Raw genomic sequence first — 16,515 nt, 5'->3', positions numbered from 1 at the left:
ACTACTACCCCCAGCCCCGGCGGGGGGGGGGGCGCGGGGGGCGGGCCCGCCCCCCCCCTCCGACGACCGCGGTCATGAACGTCTCACGCCACCTGCGCGCCCGTCCCGCCCTGCTCGGCCACCTCGGCGGTCACGTCGACCGTCTGCACCGCCAGGGCGCGGCCACCCGGACCTGTATGCCGAAGTCGCCGCAGTCCATGACGACCTTCGCCCGGGCCTGCTGCGGTGAGACACTCGCCCCGCCGCTCTGCGCGTCGTTCGGGTGGCGACACCGTTCACGTCCCCCGTGCCCGTCGCGTCGAGTCGCCGGAGATCGATCTCCATCCAGCTGTTGCCCTGGGGAGGCACTCATAGAGGACCCGGTCGACGATCCGCTGCTCGAGCTGCCGGCACCCGCCTCGACGGTCGTGGACAACTTGATGCGGGCCGTCTTCGCCTGCGTGGTCTTCTTGTTGGTCGCCTGCCCGGCCTGCGCCGGTGACTGACCGGCCTGTCCCGAGGAGGAAGCCTCCTGGCCACTCGCCTTGGTCCCCCCGGCTGCCCCACCCGGTGCCCACTACACGCGCGGGCGCTCACATCCCGGGCGTCAAAGGGCGCTCATCCGTCGTGCCGACCCGGAGGCCCGGGAACGCGTCCCAGGCCCCCGGCACGCAGCCGCGTCACCGCAGGGAACGCTCCAGCCGCTCCGCCACCAGCTTCACGAAACGCGCCGGCTCCTTCGGCCGCCCGCCCTCCGCGAGGACGGCCAGGCCGTGCAACAGGTCGGCGGATTCGGCGAGTTCGCTCCGGTCCTCGCTTGCCTGGAACGCCTGGTTCATCCCCTGCACGAGCGGATGAGTCGGATTGAGTTCGAGGATCCGCTTCGTCGGCGGCACCTCCTGGCCCATCGCCCGGTACATCTCCTCCAGCGCGGGGGTCAGATCGTGGGCGTCGGAGACGACACAGGCCGGGGACACCGTCAGCCGCGCCGACAGCCGGACGTCCTTCACGTCGTCCTCCAGTTGCCCCTTCATCCAGCCCAGCAGCCCCGCGTACTCCTCGGCCTGCTTCTCCCGCTCCTTCTCGGCCTGCTCCTCGCCCTGTCCGTCGAGGTCGATCTCCCCCTTGGCGACGGACCGCAGCCGCTTGCCCTCGAACTCACCGACGGCGTCGACCCACACCTCGTCGACGGGGTCGGTCAGCAGCAGCACCTCGACACCGCGGGCGCGGAACGCCTCCATGTGCGGGGAACTCTCCAGCCTCTGCCGCGACTCGCCGGTCAGGTAGTAGATGTCGTCCTGACCGTCCTTCATCCGCTCCACGTACTCCTGGAGCGTGGTCGCCCCGTCCTCGGCGTGCGTGCTGGCGAACGATGCCACGGCGAGCAGGGCGTCGCGGTTGTCGGGATCGCCGAACAGTCCCTCCTTCAGCACGGCGCCGAACTCCCGCCAGAACGTGGCGTACTTCTCGGGAGCGTTGGCCTTCATCTCCTTGACCGAGGACAGCACCTTCTTCGTCAGCCGGCGCTGGATCATCCGGATGTGCCGGTCCTGCTGGAGGATCTCGCGGGAGACGTTGAGCGAGAGGTCCTGCGCGTCGACGACCCCCTTGACGAAACGGAGGTACGGCGGCAGCAGCGCCTCGCAGTCGTCCATGATCAGCACCCGCTTGACGTACAACTGCAGACCGCGCCGGAAGTCCCGGGTGAACAGGTCGTGCGGAGCGTGCTCCGGCAGGAACAGCAGGGCCTGATACTCGAAGGTGCCCTCGGCCTGGAGGCGAATCGTCTCCAGGGGGTCGCGCCAGTCATGACTGACGTGCTTGTACAGCTCGTGGTACTCGTCCTCGGAGACCTCGTCCTTCGAACGGGCCCACAGCGCCTTCATCGAGTTCAGCGTCTCGGGCTCGGACCTGTCCTCACCGTCGTCATCCGCCGGCCTCGGCACAAGCCGGATCGGCCAGGTGATGAAGTCCGAGTACCGCTTGACGATCTCCTTGATCTTCCACACCGAGGTGTAGTCGTGCAGCTGGTTCTCGGGATCGGCCGGCTTGAGGTGGAGGGTGACGGCGGTCCCCTGCGGCACGTCCTCCACGGTCTCCAGGGTGTACGTCCCCTCACCGCGCGACGACCAGCGCGTACCGGTGCTCTCCCCCGCGTGCCGGGTCACCAGGGTCATCTCGTCGGCCACCATGAAGCCGGAGTAGAAGCCGACGCCGAACTGCCCGATGAGCCCCTCGGCGCCCGCCGCGTCCTGGGCCTCCTTGAGCTCCTTCAGGAAAGCGGCCGTACCCGAGTTGGCGATGGTGCCGATGAGCCGGCCGACCTCGTCGTACGACATTCCGATGCCATTGTCCCGGACGGTGAGCGTGCGCGCGTCCGGGTCGACCTCGATCTCGATGTGCGGGTCGCTGGTGTCCGCCCCGAGGCTGTCGTCCCGCAGCGCGGCCAGACGCAGCTTGTCCAGCGCGTCGGAGGCGTTGGAGACCAATTCCCTCAGGAAGACGTCCTTGTTCGAGTAGACCGAGTGAATCATCAGCTGCAGCAGCTGACGGGCCTCAACCTGGAACTCAAACGTTTCGGTCGGCATGGTTCGCGTATCCCTCGCAGGTCCCTGGTCACCGATGCGGGCGAGAGTCACTGTGACGCGCCCCGGCCCGGAGTCCAGGAATCCCGGACCGGGTCGTCCGGCCCTTCCGATGTCTTCCTGACCGTCCTGTCGGGCCGTCCACGCGCTCGGCGACTCCACCCATCCGACGGCGACGATTCGGCGTCCTTCGGGAAGGATCTTACGTCGGGCAGCTGCCACGGTCCTGCCCCGCGCCGCCGCGCCACTACCGGCGGATCCGGCAATCTCTGGTCCTGGGAATGGAAACGGTCAGGGGAGCTTCCACCGCGCCTTCGGCGCGGACTCGCTTGTCATCGGACGGTTCTATCGGGGACGCGGACCGTGCGCAAGATCGAGGTGACCAGGAGAGAGCGCGTGAGTGGCCGAATCCCGGATCCGCGGGCCAGTTTCGTCGCACTCGATCTCGAAACCCCAGGTCAGTGGGCTGCTGCCGTTCGTGTCGTCCATGATTGTGCCGATGGCCACAGCGAGGGGGATCCGCGGTGGCGCATACTGAACCATGACCAAATCCGCGTCACCGAAGCGTCATCTGCCCACCAGCCCCTTCAAAGCCCCGGTCGCACCAGCTCCGAAGCACTTCGCCGTGGGTGACCAGGTCACGCACGACATGTACGGCCTCGGCCGGGTCATCGGCATCGAGGACGGCATCGCGGCGCTCGTGGACTTCGGCTCGGCGCAAATGCGGATCCTGAGCCCGTACGCGAAGATGACCAAGCTCTAGCACTGCTCTAGCACCGTTCTGCACCCCGGTCGCGGCCCGCCTGGCACCATCGTCGTCGACGTGTACAGGCGGGGTGGAGCGGGTTGACCTGCCCAGCCACCGTATCCTGCTCCCGGCCGTCCGAATCCGCGCGTCGTCGCGGCGGCAGCGGTCCAGGGGGCGATGCGTGACGGGGGAGGACGTGCGTGCAGCCACTCGATGCCACGGATCCGGGCATGGTCGGCGGTTTTCCGTTGCTGGCGCGGCTCGGTGCGGGAGGAATGGGGCGGGTGTATCTGGCCCGTACCCCGGCCGGACGTCCACTCGCCGTCAAGACCATCCTCCCGGACGTCGCCGCCACGGCGGACTTCGAGCAGCGCTTCGCCCGCGAGATCCGCAACAGTGACCGGGTCCGCTCGCCATGGACCGTGTCCGTGGTGGACTTCAGCCCTCCGGGGCACCGCCCGCCCTGGCTGGCGACCGAGTACGTCGCCGCGCCGTCCCTCGCCGACCGGGTCACCACACACGGCCCGCTTCCCGCCCCCACCCTGCTGGCGCTCGCCGGGGAACTGGCCGCGGCCCTGGCGGCCGTACACGCCTGCGATCTGACCCATCGGGACGTCAAGCCGTCCAACGTACTGCTCGCGCGCGAGCGGCCGATGCTCATCGACTTCGGGATCGCCCGCGCCACCGACGACTCCCGGCACACCCGCACCGGCGGGGTGATCGGCTCCCCCGGTTACCTCGCACCCGAACAGGCGTTGCGCGGAGCCGCCGGCGCGCCCGGGGACGTCTTCTCCCTCGGTGCCGTGCTCGTGTTCGCGGCCACTGGCCATGGACCCTTCGAGCAACCGGGCAAGGAAATGTCCGCCGCATCCCTGATGTACCGGATCGTCCATGAGGCGCCTCGCCTCGACGGGGTCCCCGGTGAACTGCTCCCCGTCGTACGCCGATGCCTGGCCAAGGACCCGGACCAGCGGCCCGTCGGCGCCGAACTCGCCGCCCTGCTGCCCCGGTTGGCGGCGGACGCCGGGTGGCAGTCGAGTCTGCCCTCCGGACTCGCCGAGGACATCGCGGCCCGTGCGGTTCAGGCCGGTGAGCTGATCGCCGCGGCAGCGGCCGCTCCCCCTCACGGGGCCGTTTCGGTTTCCGGCGGTCAAGGCCCCGTACTTCCCGCGTCACAGCCGTCCCTGGCCCCCGCCCCGAGCAGCCCCGGAGCCTTCGGGCCGCCGCCCGCCCTCGTCGGGTTCCCTCCGTACGTCCCGGCGCCCGACGGACGGGCCACCACGTCCCGCAGGCGCGGACCGTGGATCATCGGCGTCGTGGCCGTCGCAGTCGCCGCGGCGCTGACGGCCGTGCTGCTGAATGCGTTCGGCGATACGAACGACGGGTCCGGTGGCACGGGCGGGAACGGTGGCTCGGCGGTGTCGCCCACCGTTTCCACCGCCTCCGAACGTCTGTCGGCGACATGGGCGGGCGTGTGGACCGGTTCCGGACCCGGCACCCCGGACGCCGACGGGCGACTCCAGCCCCGTACCACCTCGTTCAAGGTCACCCTGACCCTTCACACGGCGGCCCGTGGAGACCTCGCCGGCAAACAGGTCAGCAACGTCACCGAGGCCGGCACCGGACGCGAGGTCGGCTGCGCCGAAGCCCTCGAACTGCGCGGTGTCCAGGGCACGACGGCCACTTTCGAGGCGGTCACCAGCCACCCCACCGACCGGTCGGCCGACACCCTGCTGTGCGAGAAGGGGCATGTCTACGTCGTCCGTCTCACCGACGCCGACACCATCGCCCTCGGCGACGAAGGTGCCCAGTCCGCGGGCGCCCCCTCCGAACTGCACCGCAGCCGCAGCTGAGTTCAAAGGCGGCCCAGGTTTCTGGTTGAATTCCACGGCATCGCGGTCAGAGCCTCCAGACCGCCTCCAACTGTCCGAAGGACCTCCCATGGCTGACGGATTCGGCGTCGTGGTCGGTGCCGGCACCCTGCGTTCCGAGAGCGGGGACTCGATCCGTTTTCCGCATCGCTGGACGCCGGAAGGGGTCAGCGTCGAGGCCGACTTCACGGGGGCGCATCTGCTGCATCTGGCGGCCGCCGGGTGCGTCCTGAACGACCTGTACCGCGAGGCGGAGGGCATGGGGATCGCGCTGGACGGTGTGCGCGTCAGCGCGACCGGCGGTTTCGACAGCGGTAGTTGGGCGTCCACGGGGATCAGCTATGCGGTCACGCTCGACTCGGCCGCGCCCCGCGCCGACCAGGACCGGCTGATCGAGCACGTGGACACCGTCGCCGAGATCCCCAAGGCGATCCGTGCAGGCGCTCGCGTCACCCGCAGCGCCGACCGGTGACCGGCTCCCTCACGTCTCCCGCACCGGCGCGTAGACGTCGGCCTCCAGGCCGAACGTCCAGGCGACGCCCGCCCTGGCCGTCCGCGTCGACGGCGGAACGCGCAGCCAGTAGGTCCGCCGGGTGCCGTCGGGTTCCGGGGTGGAATTGAGCACCTCGACCATCACCACCGGCTCGTCGTCGGGCAGTTCGATGCGCCAGAGCGTCCCGGTCTCGTCCCGGTGCACCGGGCGGGCCCCGGAATCGGCGAGGTAGCGGTCGTAGCCGTAGTACTCCAGCATCACCCGGCGCAGCTCGGCGTTCTCCTCGGCACGGATGCGTTCCGGTGTCAGGGTGGGCAGTTCGGCTATGAACGTGGGCGGTACGGGCATGCCGCGCCAGGCGTGCAGGGCGAAGCCGTCGGGGTAGGCGAGGGCCGGGCCGTCGCCGTTGTCGAGGCGGCCCGCCTCGTCGCGGTGGAGGGCCTCGGGCCGTTCCGACGCCACGACGATGCGAGCGAAGGGCCACCACCAGCCCGCGCTGCGGCACACCTCGGCCAGGGCGCCGAGCGGGCCGTCGTGTGTCGGGAACGCGGCGAGCCAGGGGGCGTCGTGCTGGCCGAGCACGGCGTCCAGCAGGAGCAGGCGGACCTCGGCCGCTTCCTTGCCGGTGTCGCGGCCCACCAGGTCCTCCAGGACGCCGGTGCCGATCCGGTCGACGAGAGGCTGGGTGGAGGCCCACAGGCGTGCGCCGGTCGCCGCCCAGTGCGCGGCCCAGCCCTCGGCGCCGAGTTCGGCGTGCAGCCGACGTCTCTCCAGCGCCCAGGGAGCGGTGCGCAGCGCTTCGCGCACGCTGGGGCCCCGGCCGGTGAGCTGTCGTATCAGCGTCACGGCCGCGCGCGGGGAGTCGGCCCACATCACCTGCTCCGGCTCGGGCAGTCCCGCCTCCCGGTAGGCCCGCCGGATGCCGTGCTCGGCGGTCACGCGGTCGGCGGGAGCGGTCGCGGAGGCGTACGCGCGCCACGTCGACAGGTCGTGGCCGGTGCTCGCCCGGGTCAGGGGCTCTTCGGTGTCCGTGCTGTTCATGTGCTGTGCTCCTCTGCGCTGTTCAGTCGGCGACGACGCGGACGGACCCGGGCACGTATTCCCGCTGTCTGATCACCCGGTACCAGCCCTTGGGCAGCGCGATCGCGGCGTGTTCCTCGTGCACCACCCGGCCGCCCTGGGGTAGATGCAGCAGCAGCGGGCCGAACGGCCCCGGCTCCCGAACCAGTTCGCCCGGCCCCACGACCGCGTGGGCGTGGCCGGTGACCTCGCCCAGCGCCAGCACGAGGCGGCCCCGCCCGTCCCGTCGCTCCCTGGGCGCGTGGGCCACATGCGCCGGAACCGCCTCCTGCGTCACCGGCACGATCAGCACGTCTCCCTGCCTGAACACGGCATTCCCCTCACCGCCGGGTGCACCACGCACCGGCCTCCTGACCAAGACCGTAGGGGCCGCCACTGACAACGCCCCCGAATCCCGCCCCACCGAGGGGGGTTGTCAGTGGCTGTTGGTAGAACTGCCGACATCACATCCCGCGCACTCGTTCTCCTCAGGAGCGGCCGAATGACCATCCACGACCATCTCGACGCGTTGTACCGGCTGCCCGCGCACACCTTTCCCGGTCCCGCCGCGCCGACGGACGTACTGCCCGACGCGGACTCCGTGGCCTGGCGGATCACGTCGGACGTGTACGACGCCGACGAGGACTGGGAGGACGCCTTCGCCCGTTTCTGTGCCGCCGTGGACACCACCCGGGTGCGGGCCCTGATCGTGGGCGCCTGGCAGGAGGCGTACGACACCGACCCCTCCCCCGTGATCGCCGCCCTGCTCGGGGCGCGGGACCGCTTCCCCGCGCTGCGCGCGCTGTTCCTCGGGGACATGGTGATGGAGGAGTGCGAGATCTCCTGGATCAACCAGACGGACGTCAGTGGGCTGTTGACGGGTTTTCCGGCGCTGGAGGAGTTCGGTGTGCGGGGTGGATCGGGGCTGGGGTTCACCGCCCTGAGCCATGGTTCGCTGCGCCGGCTGGTCGTGGAGACGGGCGGGTTGCCCGCCGCGGTGGTGCGCGGGGTCGGCGCCAGTGATCTGCCCGCGCTGGAGCACCTGGACCTGTGGCTGGGCACTCCCGACTACGGCGGTGACAGCGAGGTCGGCGACCTGGAGGGCATCCTGTCCGGCGCGCGGTTGCCGCGTCTGCGTCATCTGGCCCTGCGCAACAGCGAGATGCAGGACGCGGTGGCCGCGGCCGTCGCCGCCGCTCCCGTCGTCGCCCGCCTGGAGGTGCTGGATTTGTCCATGGGCGTGCTGACCGACGAGGGCGCCGGTGCCCTGCTCGGCGGACAGCCGCTCACCCACCTCAAGAAGCTCGACCTCCACCATCACTACCTGAGCGAGCCCTTCGTGGAGCGGGTCCGCCGGACGCTGGTGTCGGCGGGCGTGGAGGTCGATCTCGACCGCGGTGACGCGGACGAGGACACCGAGGACGACGGCACGGTCTGGCGCTATGTCGCCGTGGGCGAGTGAGTGCCCGCTTGGTGAGCCGGGCAGCGACTCTGCCGCGTTTCGCCGTGGTCGGGAACCCGGGCAACCGGCGGGTTTCCCTCTTCGCCGACGCGGTGCGTGCGGCCGGCCTGTCCGAGCCGCGTCGTGTGCCGTGGGCGGACGTCCTGCGCGAGGGGGGTGCGGACTTCGACGCGGACGACATCGTGCGCGTCGACTCTCCCGGCGAGGATCCAGAGGTCGACCGTCTGTTGCGGGGAGTGTCCGATCCCACTCGGGTGGAGGGGTCGGCGCGTTGGTACGCGGGGCTGATCGCCGCGTTGCGGTCGCTGCGCGGTGGTGTCCGGCTGGACGATCCCGACGAGCTCGCGGTGCTGTTCGACAAGCGCCGTTGTCACGCCGTACTGGATGCGGCGGGGGTCTTGGTGCCGTTCTCGCCGACGTCAGGGCTGGAGGGCGCGGCGGTGCGGGACTGGGACGATGTGCGGACGCTGATGCGGGAGCACCGTATGCCGCGGCTGTTCGTCAAGCCCGCTCACGGGTCGTCCGCTTCCGGGGTTCTGGCCGTGGAGGCGGGCGGGGGCGGGCGGATCCGGGCGACGACCTCGGTGGAGCTCGCCGCGGACGGCCGTCTGTACAACTCCCTCAGGGTGCGGCGGTACGAGCGCGAGCGGGACATCGCCGTCGTCGTCAACACGCTGGCGCCCGAGGGGCTGCATCTCGAGCGCTGGGTGCCCAAGGCCTCCCTGCAGGGACGCGCGGCGGATCTGAGGGTGGTCGTGGTCGCCGGCCGGGCCACCCACGCGGTGGTCCGCACCAGTCGCACACCGCTGACCAACCTCCATCTCGGGGGCAGCCGGGGCGACCTGGAGGCCGCCCGCGAGGCCGTGGAGGCGTCGGGGGGCCGTTGGGGGGACGTGCTGGAGGTGTGCGAGCGGGCGGCGGCCTGTTTTCCGCGCACGCTGTGCGTCGGCGTCGATCTGCTGCCGGCCGTCGGGTGGCGCAGAGCCTTCGTCGGCGAGGTCAACGCCTTCGGCGATCTGCTGCCCCGGCTGACCGGTCTGCCCGGCAGTGGCGCCGAAGGACTGGACACCTACGCCGCGCAGGTGGCGGCCGCCCTGCTCATCCACACGCGGCCCGCACCGCCCGTACAGAACAGGAACAGCGCATGTCCGAGCCCGACATGAACGAGATCGTCGGCCGCGACGACCTCCTCCTCGTCACCCTCGACACACTCCGCCACGACGTGGCCGTCGAGCTGGCGGCCGAGGGCCGTATCCCCAACCTGGTCCGTCATCTTCCGGGCGGCGCCTGGGAGAAGCGCCACGCGCCCGGCAGCTTCACCTACGCCTCCCATCAGGCGATCTTCGCGGGTTTCCTGCCGACCCCGGCCTCACCGGGGCCGCATCCGCGGCTGTTCGCGGCGAGCTTCGCCGGCAGCGAGACCACCGCCGACGGCACCTTCGTCTACGACACCCCCGACCTGGTGTCCGGGCTGGCCAAGGCGGGCTATCACACCGTGTGCGTCGGGGGCGTCGGTTTCTTCAACAAGCAGGGCCCGCTCGGCTCGGTCCTGCCCGGCCTCTTCGACGAGTCACACTGGGAGACCGGCTTCGGCGTCACCTCGCCCCGGTCCTTCGAGAACCAGATCGCCGGAGCCGAGCGGATCGTTTCCCAACTCCCCGCAGAGCAGCGGCTGTTCCTCTTCGTGAACGTCTCCGCCCTGCACCAGCCGAACTGGTTCCACCTGCCCGGCGCGACCCGCGAGGCCGGGGACAGTCGCGCCACGCACGCCGCCGCGCTGGAGTACGTCGACCGGCACATCGGCCGCCTCTTCGCCGCCGCGAGCTCCCGGCGCCGCTGTTTCGCGATCGTCTGCTCCGACCACGGCACCGCCTACGGCGACGACGGCTACACCGGCCACCGCCTCGGCCACGAGTCCGTGTGGACCGTGCCCTACGCCCAGTTCTTCCTCGACCCCGCCGAGGCCGCCCGATGACCACAGCGCAGCTCACCAGTCCCTACCAGCACTACGTGTACGCCTATCCGCACAAGACCGCCTACCGCCCTCTGCCCGACCGGCCCGCGCTGCGGTCGCTGTGGGCGGGCGAGGACAAGAGCGCTCTCTCCCTCTATCTGCACATACCGTTCTGCGAGGTGCGCTGCGGCTTCTGCAACCTGTTCACGCGCATCGGCGCGCCCGACGGGTTGACCGGCGCCTACCTGGACGCCCTGGAGCGGCAGGCCCACGCGGTGCGCGAGGCACTCGGCGACACGAGCGAGGCGCGCTTCGCCACCGCGGCCTTCGGCGGCGGCACGCCCACCTTCCTGACCGCGGCCGAACTCGCGCGATTGTGCGACATCGCCGAGCGGCGCATGGGCGCCGATCTGCGGGCGATCCCGCTGTCCGTCGAGGCCTCGCCCGCCACGGCCACCGCCGACCGTCTCGCCGTGCTGGCGGAGCGCGGCACGACCCGACTGAGCCTGGGCGTGCAGAGCTTCGTCGACGCCGAGGCCCGGGCCGCCGTACGCCCGCAGCGCCGCGCCGACGTCGAGGCCGCGCTGGGCCGCGTCCGGAACGCCGGCATCCCGGTCCTCAACATCGACCTCATCTACGGCATCGACGGCCAGAGCGAGCCGAGTTGGCGGCACTCACTGGACGCGGCCCTGGCCTGGCGTCCGGAGGAGCTGTACCTCTATCCGCTCTACGTCCGCCCCCTGACCGGTCTCGACCGCCACCGCGGCGGGTCGGGCACCGACCCGGCCTGGGACGAGCAGCGGCTGCGCCTGTACCGCGCGGGCCGCGACCATCTCCTGGCGCAGGGGTACGTCCAGCAGTCCATGCGGATGTTCCGCCGCGCGGACGCTCCGCCGCAGGGTGCCGACGACTACGCCTGCCAGACCGACGGCATGATCGGCCTCGGGTGCGGGGCGCGTTCGTACACCCGGGGGCTGCACTACTCCTTCGACTACGCGGTGGGCATGCACGAGATCCGCGGCATCATCGACGACTACGTCCGCGCCGCCGACTTCGCCCACGCCGAGGTCGGCTACCGGATGGACGCCCACGAGGCCCGTCGACGGCATCTCCTGCAGTCCCTGTTGCAGGCGGAGGGCCTGGAGGTCGCCGACTACCGTGCGCGGTTCGGGAGTTCTCCCGGCGACGACTTCACCGCCGAGATCGAGGGGCTGGCCGAGCGTGGCTGGCTGGCCGACTGCGGGTCCGCGCGCCTGCGTCTGAGTCCGGAGGGGCTCGCCCACTCCGACGCGATCGGCCCGCGGTTGTTCTCGCCTGCCGTGCGGGCCGCGATGGCCGCGTACGAGAGGAAGTGACCGTCCGTCCATGGACCTGACGATCCTTTATCGGGGGCCGCTCGCCTCCTGTGACTACGACTGCCCCTACTGCCCGTTCGCCAAGCGGCGCGATTCGACCGCGCAACTGCGTGCCGACCGGGCCGCGCTGGAGCGTTTCGCGGACTGGGCCGCCGCCCGGAGCGGTGATCGTCTGTCGCTGCTGTTCACTCCGTGGGGTGAGGGTCTGGTGCGCTCCTGGTACCGGCAGACCCTCGTGCGGCTGTCCCGTCTGCCGCACCTCCGCCGGGTCGCCATCCAGACCAACCTCAGCTGCCGCACCGACTGGCTCGCGGACGCCGATCTGGACACCCTGGCCCTGTGGTGCACCTACCACCCCGGGCAGACGCCGTACGACCGCTTTCTCGGAAAGTGCGGTGAACTCGCCGACCGGGGCGTCCGTTTCAGCGTCGGTGTGGTGGGGGTGCCCGAGCATCTGGAGGCCGCCCGCCGTCTGCGGGCCGACCTGCCCGGCCATGTCTATCTGTGGGTCAACGCGGCCGAGGGGCACACCTATCAGGACGCCGAGGCCGACCGGTGGACCGCGCTCGATCCCCTGTTCCCCTACAGCCGCCACCCGCACGCCAGCGCCGGCCTGCCCTGCCGTACCGGTGAGTCCGTGATCTCGGTCGACGGCGAGGGCACCGTGCGGCGCTGCCATTTCGTCCGTGCCGAACTGGGCAATCTCTACGACGGCGCCTACCGCGCCGCCCTGAGTCCCCGGCCGTGTCCGCTGGCCGTGTGCGACTGCCACATCGGCTATGTGCATCTGGAGACGCTGCCCCTGTACGACGTGTTCGCCGGCGGGGTTCTGGAGCGGATCCCGGCCGCGGTGCCGCACGGGTCAGGGTGAGCGTGTGCACGACCACCCGGCGGGGCTCCCGCCCTCCGGGGCGGCCAGTGCGGTGGCCAGTTCCTCGGTGGCGTCGACCAGTTCGGCGTCCGGTTCGCTCAGCAGTCGCGGGATGGCGTCGCTGTGGGCGCGGACGGCCCGGCGGGCGGCGTGCTCCCAGGCGATGTGGTCGCCGTGGCGGTGGCGCAGTTTGGGGTAGGCGGCGGCCGTGGTCTCCCACTGGCGGGCGCCGGCGATGTTGCGGAGCAGGTGCAGGATCTGGGCGCGGCAGGTGACCTGGGGGCGCTGGGCGAGGTCCCACAGGAACGGGACGGTGACGGCGGTGGCCTGGTCGACGAGGAAGCCGTGGCGGCAGATGCGGTTGCGCAGGCCCGCCAGCGCGGTGTGGGCGGCGCCGGCGTCGCCCGAGGCCAGGGCGGCGAGCAGGTAGGGGATGGCTGCGGCGGACCCGGTGGTGTCCTTGATCTCGCGCCATGGCACCCGTGTGACGTCGCCGAGGGTGGCGGGCGGCTGGTCGTTCCGAATGGTGGCGTTCATCGCTTCGGGCTGTCGCCGTCTCCCCCGTCCAGGATGCGGCGCCGTGTGGGCAGCATGGCCCAGACGGTCTTGCCCATGAGGGCTCGGCGGGTCCAGCCCCAGTGTTCGGACAGGGCGTCGACGATGCGCAGGCCGCGGCCGTTCTCGTCCAGGTCGTCGGAGGCCGGCCGACACGTCGGTACGGCGCTGTCGGGATCGCTGACGGCGCAGACGAGGTGACTGGTGCGCAGGGTCAGCCTGAGCCACACCTCGTGCTCGGCGGCGGGGTCGGGCCGGGCGTGGGTGAGGGCGTTGGCGACGAGTTCGGAGACGATGCTCAGCGCGTCGTCACGGCAGTGGTCCAACCGCCAGTGGCCGAGCGTGTGTTCGGTGAAGGCGCGGGCCTGGGCGCTTCCCCTGCCGGTGCCGGACAGGCACAGGGCGGCGGTGCGGGGAGCGCGGCGCGCGGGTGCGGCCAGGAGCGGGGGGAGGTCCTCCGAGCGCGCGGGCGGGCCGAACAGGGCTGCTGGGTGCGCGGGCGACGACACAGCACCTCCTGAGAGGACGACAGGACGGGCGCCAGCGGGGGCGGTTGACGCCCTGGTTATTATCCACGCTGAGAGCAGGTTCGTGCAATTTCACGGAAAATTGCATGCGTTGAACGATGCAGCCGCCGCCACGGGCGGCCCTCCACCGGTGAGGTGGCAGGGCGCTGATGTGGCGCAACACGAGCAAGGAGAGTGCCGTGCCGTCAGTTCCTAACGGGGTGCGGGCCAGTGCGCTGGGCGTGGACTGGATCAAGAGCCGTCACAGCAACGCCGAGGGCAACTGCGTGGAGGTCGCCGCCTTGCCCGAAGGGGGCGTCGCCGTGCGCAACTCCCGCGACCCGCACGGGCCCGCGCTGGTCTACACACCGGCCGAGGTGGCCGCCTTCATCGCCGGCGCGAAGGACGGGGAGTTCGACCACCTCGTATGATCCCGCGGTCTCCCGGACGCCACTTCCGGCGACACGGGCGCCGAGAGGTGGAACAGTGCGATAATGCGCCCTGTTGTCGTCTGCGTACCGGGAGTCAGGATGTCGTCCGAGTCACCGCGCGTCTCCCGCCTCGAACCGTATCTCGACCGCACCGAACCGGCCCCTACCCTGCTGAAGATGCTGGTCGGCGTGCAGTTGGCGGGTTTCCGCGAGGATGTCGGCCTCTCCCAGGAACAGGCCGCTCGAGCCGTGGGGTTCAGCCCGGCGAAGTTGTCGCGCATCGAGGCGGGCAAGGGACGTCGGCCACCCACCGAGGATGATGTCCGGGCGCTGCTGGAGCTGTACAAGACGGACGACCACGAGACGTCCGTCCTGCTGCAGCTGCTGCGGCGCGCCGGGGAACCGGGGTGGTGGCAGCGCTTCGACAAGCGTCTGATGCCCGAGTGGTTCGACCGGCTCGTCGGACTGCAGGAGGCGGCCGAGGCGATCCGTACCTTCGAGATCCAGTACGTTCCCGGACTGCTGCAGACCCCGGCCTACACCCGTGCCGTGGTGGAACGCGGCCTGCCCTCGGCGCCGGCCCGCGAGGTGGAGCGGCGGGTGGAACTGCGCACGCGGCGACGCGAGTTGCTGCAGCGCTCGGACCCGCCCCAGCTGTGGGCGGTCGTCGACGAGTCGGTGCTGTGGCGTGTGCTGGGCAGCCGCGAGGTGATGCGGGAACAGCTCGAGTACCTGGTCAAGATGGCGCAACTCCCCCACGTGACCGTGCAGATCGTCCCCCTGGACGTGACGAACGCCTCCGCACCGGCCATCCCCGTCACCTATCTGCGCTTCGGCGGCTTCGAACTGCCGGACGTGGTCTACCTCGAGCACATCAGGAGCGCGACGTTCCTGGAGGACCGCGACGAGACGGAGGAGTACCGGGTGACCCTCGACCGACTGGCGGACGAGGCCCTCAACCCCCGCGAGTCCCTGACCCTCCTGCGGGAGACGGCCGAAGTGCGGTACGGGGCCCGGTGACCCGGGCCGCCGCTACCGGAGGCGGCCCACCCCGCCGAACTCGATCCACTCCTGGGTGAGCTGACGCGGCGCCACCTCGTTGTCCGGCCGCCAGGTGGAGACCTCCACCAGGCCCGGCTCCAGGACGTCCATCCCCTCGAACCACTCGGCGACGTCCTTCTCCTGGCGCACCCGCCCCCAGTGGCCCTGGGTCGCCTGGTCCATGAAGTTCGTGACGAACTCCCGCACTTCGGCGTCCTCGCTCACCAGCTGGCACATCACCAGGTAGCTGCCGGGGACGAGCCGTTCGGCCACCCGGCCCACCACCGCCAGCGGACCGTCGGTGTCGCTGTCGGGGATGCAGTGGAAGACCGAGTTGAACAGCACGGCCACCGGCTGCGAGAAGTCGATCAGCCGCTCGGTGTCGGGATGGGAGAAGATCGTGTCGGTGTCGCGCAGGTCCGCCTGTATGACGGCGGTGCGGTCGTTCTGGTCCAGCAGGGCACGGCCGTGCACCAGGACCATCGGGTCATTGTCGACGTAGACCACCCGCGTCTCGGGATCGACCCGCTGCGCGACCTGGTGCACGTTGTTCTGCGTGGGCAGACCGGAGCCGTGGTCGAGGAACTGGCGCACGCCGTACTCCTGCGCCAGCGTCCGCACCACCCGCTGCAGAAAGCGCCGGTTGTTCTGCGCCAGCGCGCGCGTGCTCGGGACGACCTTGTCGAGTTCCTCGCAGGCGGCCCGGTCCACGGCGTAGTTGTCCTTGCCGCCCAGATAGTGGTCGTACATGCGCGCGGCCGTGGGCACCGTCGCATCGATCTTCGTGGACAACTGCTTCCCGGACTCCATCGTCTCCCCCACTCCCGCACGGACCCGGCGCACCCGAACGCCAGGCAATACATCCTAGGGACACCGCACTTGAGCCACCAAGCACTTGATCGAAGTACCCGTAACAGTGCTGTGCCCGGCCGTCGGACGCACCGTTAGAGTGAACGGTCCATGCCACACGACCCGTACTCGTTCATGGAGGCCACACCCGGTGAAGGAGCTCAGGTGACCCTGCGCGAGGACGATCCCCGGTCGGTGGGGGGATACCGGATCGAGGCGCGCATCGGGACCGGCGGCATGGGTGTCGTCTACCTCGGGCGGTCGGTGTCGGGACGGGCCGTCGCCATCAAGGTGATCCACGCCCGGTACGCGGACGACGCCGAGTTCCGGGCCCGGTTCCGGCAGGAGGTCGCGGCGGCCCGGCAGGTCAGCGGGGCGTTCACCGCGCCGGTCGTGGACGCCGATCCGGAGGCGGCCCGGCCGTGGATGGCCACCGCCTTCGTCCCCGGACGGACCCTCACCTACCGCGTCGCCGAGTCGGGTCCGCTGGACTGGCCCTCGCTGCGCCGACTGGGCACCGAACTCGCCGAGGCGCTGCGGGAGATCCACCGGGCCGGGGTGGTGCACCGGGATCTCAAGCCCAGCAACGTGCTGCTGCTGGACGCGGACGGCGAGGACGGGGCGGTGCGCGTCATCGACTTCGGCATCTCGCGTGCCGCCGGCAGCGACGTGCGTACCCAGACCGGTGTGGTGATGGGCTCGCCGCCGTTCATGGCCCCCTAGCAGTTCAGCCGGCCGCGCGACGTGGGGCCGGCG

General features: G+C 71.0%; 18 protein-coding genes. 12 read left to right on the top strand and 6 right to left on the bottom strand.

Features of this window, described 5'->3' with window-relative positions; all coding sequences use genetic code 11:
* Positions 1-74 precede the first annotated feature (74 nt).
* Positions 75-485 (top strand): hypothetical protein, encoded by a 411-nt coding sequence (locus ABZ453_RS12705; RefSeq protein ID WP_359014365.1) that lies wholly within the window; start codon positions 75-77, stop codon positions 483-485.
* A 174-nt stretch (positions 486-659) separates the two neighbouring features.
* Here the strand turns inward: ABZ453_RS12705 and htpG are convergent, their stop codons facing one another.
* Positions 660-2,567 (bottom strand): molecular chaperone HtpG, encoded by a 1,908-nt coding sequence (gene htpG, locus ABZ453_RS12700; RefSeq protein ID WP_359014363.1) that lies wholly within the window; start codon positions 2,565-2,567, stop codon positions 660-662.
* A 538-nt stretch (positions 2,568-3,105) separates the two neighbouring features.
* Here htpG and ABZ453_RS12695 point away from each other — a divergent pair.
* The 3 genes from ABZ453_RS12695 (at position 3,106) to ABZ453_RS12685 (ending at position 5,655) form a co-directional block, all read left to right on the top strand.
* Positions 3,106-3,327: a hypothetical protein gene (locus ABZ453_RS12695; protein WP_359014361.1), complete on the top strand. Its 222-nt coding sequence runs from the start codon at positions 3,106-3,108 to the stop codon at positions 3,325-3,327.
* A 185-nt stretch (positions 3,328-3,512) separates the two neighbouring features.
* Positions 3,513-5,165: a serine/threonine-protein kinase gene (locus ABZ453_RS12690; protein ID WP_359014359.1), complete on the top strand. Its 1,653-nt coding sequence runs from the start codon at positions 3,513-3,515 to the stop codon at positions 5,163-5,165.
* A gap of 88 nt (positions 5,166-5,253) precedes the next feature.
* Entirely contained in the window at positions 5,254-5,655 is a 402-nt protein-coding gene (locus tag ABZ453_RS12685; protein ID WP_359014357.1) for an OsmC family protein, read from the top strand.
* Positions 5,656-5,664: 9 nt separating this feature from the next.
* Here ABZ453_RS12685 and ABZ453_RS12680 read toward each other — a convergent pair whose 3' ends face one another.
* Together ABZ453_RS12680 and ABZ453_RS12675 are read right to left on the bottom strand one after the other, a co-directional pair.
* On the bottom strand, positions 5,665-6,717 hold the full coding sequence (locus ABZ453_RS12680) for a DUF6745 domain-containing protein (protein ID WP_359014355.1): 1,053 nt from the start codon (positions 6,715-6,717) through the stop codon (positions 5,665-5,667).
* Between the two features lie 22 nt (positions 6,718-6,739).
* The gene (locus ABZ453_RS12675; protein ID WP_359014353.1) at positions 6,740-7,066 is read right to left on the bottom strand and encodes a hypothetical protein; all 327 of its coding nucleotides are present in this window, start codon (positions 7,064-7,066) and stop codon (positions 6,740-6,742) included.
* 171 nt (positions 7,067-7,237) lie between these two features.
* Between ABZ453_RS12675 and ABZ453_RS12670 the strand changes: the two genes are divergently transcribed.
* Genes ABZ453_RS12670 through ABZ453_RS12650 form a run of 5 tightly spaced genes read left to right on the top strand, consistent with a single transcriptional unit; the run spans position 7,238 to position 12,377 of the window.
* Positions 7,238-8,197, top strand: a complete 960-nt coding sequence (locus ABZ453_RS12670) for an STM4015 family protein (protein ID WP_359014351.1) — start codon at positions 7,238-7,240, stop codon at positions 8,195-8,197.
* Positions 8,198-8,208: 11 nt separating this feature from the next.
* Positions 8,209-9,360 (top strand): STM4014 family protein, encoded by a 1,152-nt coding sequence (locus tag ABZ453_RS12665; protein ID WP_359014349.1) that lies wholly within the window; start codon positions 8,209-8,211, stop codon positions 9,358-9,360.
* Positions 9,357-10,172, top strand: coding sequence for an STM4013/SEN3800 family hydrolase (locus tag ABZ453_RS12660; protein ID WP_359014456.1), 816 nt, complete (start codon positions 9,357-9,359; stop codon positions 10,170-10,172). The genes ABZ453_RS12665 and ABZ453_RS12660 overlap by 4 nt, the downstream gene beginning before the upstream one ends.
* On the top strand, positions 10,169-11,506 hold the full coding sequence (locus ABZ453_RS12655) for an STM4012 family radical SAM protein (RefSeq protein ID WP_359014347.1): 1,338 nt from the start codon (positions 10,169-10,171) through the stop codon (positions 11,504-11,506). Before ABZ453_RS12660 ends, ABZ453_RS12655 begins: the two co-directional genes overlap by 4 nt.
* 10 nt (positions 11,507-11,516) lie before the next feature.
* Positions 11,517-12,377: an STM4011 family radical SAM protein gene (locus ABZ453_RS12650; RefSeq protein ID WP_359014345.1), complete on the top strand. Its 861-nt coding sequence runs from the start codon at positions 11,517-11,519 to the stop codon at positions 12,375-12,377.
* Here the strand turns inward: ABZ453_RS12650 and ABZ453_RS12645 are convergent.
* Both ABZ453_RS12645 and ABZ453_RS12640 read right to left on the bottom strand, forming a co-directional pair.
* Complete coding sequence (locus ABZ453_RS12645) at positions 12,369-12,914, bottom strand: hypothetical protein (RefSeq protein WP_359014343.1); 546 nt, start codon at positions 12,912-12,914, stop codon at positions 12,369-12,371. The genes ABZ453_RS12650 and ABZ453_RS12645 overlap by 9 nt on opposite strands.
* Positions 12,911-13,441, bottom strand: a complete 531-nt coding sequence (locus tag ABZ453_RS12640) for an ATP-binding protein (RefSeq protein WP_359014341.1) — start codon at positions 13,439-13,441, stop codon at positions 12,911-12,913. Before ABZ453_RS12640 ends, ABZ453_RS12645 begins: the two co-directional genes overlap by 4 nt.
* A 197-nt stretch (positions 13,442-13,638) precedes the next feature.
* Here ABZ453_RS12640 and ABZ453_RS12635 point away from each other — a divergent pair, with 197 nt between their 5' ends.
* On the top strand, positions 13,639-13,869 hold the full coding sequence (locus ABZ453_RS12635) for a DUF397 domain-containing protein (protein WP_359014339.1): 231 nt from the start codon (positions 13,639-13,641) through the stop codon (positions 13,867-13,869).
* Between the two features lie 99 nt (positions 13,870-13,968).
* Entirely contained in the window at positions 13,969-14,889 is a 921-nt protein-coding gene (locus ABZ453_RS12630) for a helix-turn-helix transcriptional regulator (RefSeq protein WP_359014337.1), read from the top strand.
* A 12-nt stretch (positions 14,890-14,901) separates the two neighbouring features.
* Here ABZ453_RS12630 and ABZ453_RS12625 read toward each other — a convergent pair whose 3' ends face one another.
* Positions 14,902-15,720 (bottom strand): SAM-dependent methyltransferase, encoded by an 819-nt coding sequence (locus ABZ453_RS12625; protein ID WP_359014335.1) that lies wholly within the window; start codon positions 15,718-15,720, stop codon positions 14,902-14,904.
* Positions 15,721-15,924: 204 nt separating this feature from the next.
* Between ABZ453_RS12625 and ABZ453_RS12620 the strand changes: the two genes are divergently transcribed.
* A complete protein-coding gene (locus ABZ453_RS12620) occupies positions 15,925-16,482 on the top strand; it encodes a serine/threonine-protein kinase (RefSeq protein WP_359014333.1) in 558 nt (185 codons plus the stop codon).
* The last annotated feature ends 33 nt before the right edge of the window (positions 16,483-16,515 follow it).

This window comes from Streptomyces sp. NPDC005799 (assembly GCF_040630525.1).
In the GTDB taxonomy this organism is placed as follows: domain Bacteria; phylum Actinomycetota; class Actinomycetes; order Streptomycetales; family Streptomycetaceae; genus Streptomyces; species Streptomyces griseorubiginosus_B.
This window is presented reverse-complemented; position numbering and strand designations above follow the sequence as displayed.